The following is a 325-nucleotide window of genomic DNA, read 5'->3' as shown; positions in this document are numbered from 1 at the left end:
CTGAACAGCAGGATATACATATTCAAAACTTGCAATATATAATCCGCGTCGTATATAGACCCTGAACGCCACGGCCGTCCGGACCGTGCCGCAATCCAGGGGTCCGCCATGCCATCCTACCGCCTTCCGCTGCTCGATTGGGCGCCGCGCTATACCCGCAGCGATCTTTCGGGTGATCTTGTTGCCGCCCTGGTGGTGACCGTCATGCTGATCCCGCAAGGCATGGCCTATGCGCTGCTGGCCGGGCTGCCACCGCAGGCCGGGCTTTACGGTGCATTGCTGCCGCTGGCGATCTATGCGCTGCTTGGCAGTTCGGCGGCGCTGG

General features: G+C 61.5%; 1 protein-coding gene. It reads left to right on the top strand.

Translation table 11 applies throughout. From position 1 onward, the window contains the following. Window positions 1-108: 108 nt before the first annotated feature. A partial coding sequence (locus B9T16_RS29645; protein WP_410246489.1) for a SulP family inorganic anion transporter occupies window positions 109-325 on the top strand: 217 nt, incomplete at its 3' end.

The organism is Arthrospira sp. PCC 8006 (assembly GCF_046480465.1).
Taxonomy (GTDB): domain Bacteria; phylum Cyanobacteriota; class Cyanobacteriia; order Cyanobacteriales; family Microcoleaceae; genus Limnospira; species Limnospira platensis.
Note: the sequence above shows the minus strand (reverse complement) of the source record. Positions and strands in the feature narration are given on the sequence as shown.